Origin of the sequence: Psychrobacter immobilis, assembly GCF_904846185.1 — a bacterium.
Lineage (GTDB): Bacteria > Pseudomonadota > Gammaproteobacteria > Pseudomonadales > Moraxellaceae > Psychrobacter > Psychrobacter immobilis_B.
This window is the reverse complement of record NZ_CAJGZQ010000050.1, coordinates 1-3,371: the sequence shown is the minus strand read 5'-3', so window position 1 is coordinate 3,371 and position 3,371 is coordinate 1. Positions and strand designations below refer to the sequence as shown.

General features: G+C 39.4%; 3 protein-coding genes and 1 pseudogene. 1 reads left to right on the top strand and 3 read right to left on the bottom strand.

The window, feature by feature from the left end:
- The first annotated feature begins 307 nt into the window (after positions 1-307).
- Positions 308-703, top strand: coding sequence for a hypothetical protein (locus tag JMW94_RS14570; protein WP_201604883.1), 396 nt, complete (start codon positions 308-310; stop codon positions 701-703).
- A 1,098-nt stretch (positions 704-1,801) separates the two neighbouring features.
- Here the strand turns inward: JMW94_RS14570 and JMW94_RS14565 are convergent.
- From JMW94_RS14565 to JMW94_RS14555, 3 genes and pseudogenes are all read right to left on the bottom strand, one after another.
- The gene (locus JMW94_RS14565) at positions 1,802-2,101 is read right to left on the bottom strand and encodes an addiction module antidote protein (RefSeq protein ID WP_201604882.1); all 300 of its coding nucleotides are present in this window, start codon (positions 2,099-2,101) and stop codon (positions 1,802-1,804) included.
- Entirely contained in the window at positions 2,094-2,420 is a 327-nt protein-coding gene (locus JMW94_RS14560) for a type II toxin-antitoxin system RelE/ParE family toxin (RefSeq protein WP_201586097.1), read from the bottom strand. Before JMW94_RS14560 ends, JMW94_RS14565 begins: the two co-directional genes overlap by 8 nt.
- Positions 2,421-2,670: 250 nt before the next feature.
- A pseudogene (locus JMW94_RS14555) lies at positions 2,671-3,371 on the bottom strand (hypothetical protein); the annotation flags it as partial.

Genomic DNA, 3,371 nt, shown 5'->3' with positions numbered 1-3,371 from the left:
TGATCTAAACCCTATCGAGAAAAAGTGGGCACAGGCTAAGTTTCTACGCCAAGGGTGGATGGAGAATAATTTACCAAAACTGTTTCAGGATATGGGCTGTATCTCTTTTATTATAGACTGACTATATATGAAGCGAATATTTACCCTAATTTAAGAATTGAGTTAATTGATAAGAACAACACAGATAGTTTAAATTTTATATGTACTAGTGATTCTTGCGCATCTTATTTTTTATGGCCATTCAAGTACAAGCGACTGTCACCTCATAAATCGATATGCTAAAAATTACGAAAACTATCTTAATAAAATGAGCAAGCAATCGGTTAAAGGTAAATTGGCTGTAAAATTTTATTTTGAAAACCCAAATTTAGACGATTCAAGCTATGTTATTCGATATGTAGATAAAGCATCACCACTCAAAAACAGCATTCAAGAATATTTGAACAGTTTAACGCCAGAAGAAAAAAAACTAGGATTTGAAAATGGTAATTTTGGCAACGGAAGTCTTCAAGTGAAGATTGAAGATAAGGTTGCCTTAATTAGCTTCACTGCTGATGACTTGACAAGAGATCTGAAATCTCCGCAACAGGTAATAGACGTTACTAACTCTATTGCTATGACAGCAGAGCAATTTGACACTTTCAATGAGGAAAAAATTTGTGTTAATGATACCTATAACTATCAAATGGCTTTTTTTCGCTAATGAAGAGCTTGTAGCGTGCCTTTTTTAATTCCTATCTGAGCTACTTATCAGTTATCTATACTTAAAACCAAACAAAAAAATCCGACCACATTAAGTGATCGGATTTTTAATATTTGGTGGAGATTGCGGAAACTAAACTATAGCTGTAAACCATTGATTTACATTACTATATTAAATTTAAAATAAGACAATACCAACCATAATACCAACAATCGTTTTTGAATTTGCTGTTATTCAATGTTTACCCTATCAGCTAAAAATTATTTTGTAATTGTTTGCACTATCTGCACGCCCTCACGATACCTGTCGCAAAAGTCCCTTATGCTGCCTCGCGATACTTGTCTTGAAACTATCCAGCATGGGCAAAATATGCCCCGTGCGCGTACTGTTCCATAAACTACCCCTTAACGTGTCCAACAATTCATTTTTAACCCTGCTTACGATGTCCGAAAATTGCCCCTTTTATGGACTCCGAAAACTAAATAACCCCAAACTTGGGCGCATCTATTCCAGCTTATAGCGGTGTGTGATTTGGTTTTGAATGTTAGGTTTTATAAGGTTTTGAATAACAAGTTTTGACAAGTCGGTGGCTGCATTAATCGGTTTTGAATGTACGGTTTTATACGGTTCTAACCTTATGGTTATCTTGGGGTGGTAGGTGCTGCCAATGTTGGGTTTTGCTGGGTTCTACGATGTCCAAAAACTAACCGTAACCTTACCGTTTTTCTCATGCTCGTACTTGTTAAGAAACTACCCTTTGCATGAGATAGGCGCAAAACTGCTCACATCTAAAAACTAGGGGTTTTCTCAGGTTTTGAGTGCTGCCAATAACAACATGCGCGGCGGTGCTGGACTGCTTGAATGCGATACGTCCAAAACTGGACTTATCTAAAACCTTAGGGTTTCCTTAGTTTCTTTACACTATAAAAAGGGCTTGGTAGTGATCGCCTAACGTGTCCGAAAACCTAGATAAACATTAACATTTATTAACATGCTGGCAGTGCTCAAACTAGTTTAACGATAAGCATTTATAAACATCAGGCATAAAAAAAGGCAGACGATAAACGGCTGCCCTTTGTAGCAATAACCACTAATCAATCAAGCTTCTAGTTCTGCCTTAGGGGTTAAAGTAACTTGTAAGCCCATACCATCAATAATTTTTAGCATAGTGTCAAAACGTGGCTTTTCTGATCGCAATGTCTTATAAAGACTTTCACGTCTTATGCCTGTCTTTTCTGCCAGCTCATTCATGCCTTTTGCTTTTGCCACATCATTTAAGGCTTCGATAAACTCATTAGGTGCACCATCGCTCAATACTTCGTTCAAGTAAGCATTGATAAGAGTTTCATCTGTCAGGTATTCCGCTACATCAAATCGGCTAGTTTTAATATTAGTCATTGGGGTGTTCCTTTTCTTGATCCTTAACTTGCTGCCATAAGGTGCAAGCCTTAGAAATATCGTTTGTCTGGCTGTCTTTACTGCCCCCTATCAACAATAGATAGAGGGTATCGCCTTGCTGGGCATAATAGACACGGTAACCATTGCCTTTGAATATTCGCATCTCATAGATACCGTTCGTATTGGCTAATGGCTTATGGTCACCAAAGTTACCGCCTTGGGCTCTCTTTATACGTGCCAATATGCCAACTTTGCCTAACGGGTCTTTTAGCTTGTGCAACCAACGTTCAAACTGTTCTGTTTGGTCAATATTAATCATAGGGTTAGATTATTAGTAAACTTATAATTTATTGTAAACTTTTGGATAATATATAACAAGCTATGACTGTGCATGCTGTGTTGTTTATTGTTGATCCATAAAAAAGGCAGACGATAAACGGCTGCCTTTGATTGTTTTTGTCTGCATCTGCTTTTTTGCTTGGGACACTTGGGACAACGGGACAACGCCCGTGGTTATTGGCTTGTAGCTGTCCCAGCCCCTTTTTTGCCCTTGGGACACTTGGGACAGATTAACAAATTGAGCTACTTTGTCCCAGCTGTCCCAGTGGTGTTTTATTGCTTGGGACAGTGCCTAGCCCTTGCGGTGTATGGGTTGTCCCAGTTGTCCCAGCTGTCCCAGTGCTTTTTGTAGTTTCACAACTTAATATCTCACTTTTGACCGCATAAACACGTTGACGGTTCTTTTTGAATGGTAAAGGTACTCTACACGTTTTACGGTCATTCTCAGTTACGTTCAATAATCCAGCTTCATCTAACACTTGCAATACTTTGCTTTTGTTAAATGGTGAACAGACATCATCAAAGGTACTGGTAGAGAAATAATATTCCCCTGTGTCGTAATTGTGATAGCCAACGCGGTTATTGATTTTAGGCTCAAAGTCTTGGTATGTGTGAATGTGGCAAGGCTGAAAACGACTTGATCCATGCTGTTCAATAAATGCCTTGATATGATCTATGATTTGGCGTTGTTCGTGTTCACCATCACGCCCATAGTTATCAAGCCAATTATCTAAGCAAGTCATCACGGCTGCGGTTGCTTGTCCTACTTGCCAGCCTGTTATACCTGCCTGTGTTGCCAGTTCTCCAGCTGCGCCCACGATAGCGAACCGTTTAGCCACTCTATGCGCTTGTGCTGTCAGGTCGCTATATTGACTCATAAAGTCACTTACAAGCTGCCCAGCGTTGGCGGTGGTCGCTGTCTTGTCACTGG

Bases quoted from the DNA above. Each gene is read 5' to 3' on its own strand.
- JMW94_RS14565 (WP_201604882.1), bottom strand. From the start codon at position 2,101: ATGACTAATATTAAAACTAGCCGATTTGATGTAGCGGAATACCTGACA.
- JMW94_RS14560 (WP_201586097.1), bottom strand. From the start codon at position 2,420: ATGATTAATATTGACCAAACAGAACAGTTTGAACGTTGGTTGCACAAG.
- JMW94_RS14570 (WP_201604883.1), top strand. From the start codon at position 308: ATGAGCAAGCAATCGGTTAAAGGTAAATTGGCTGTAAAATTTTATTTT.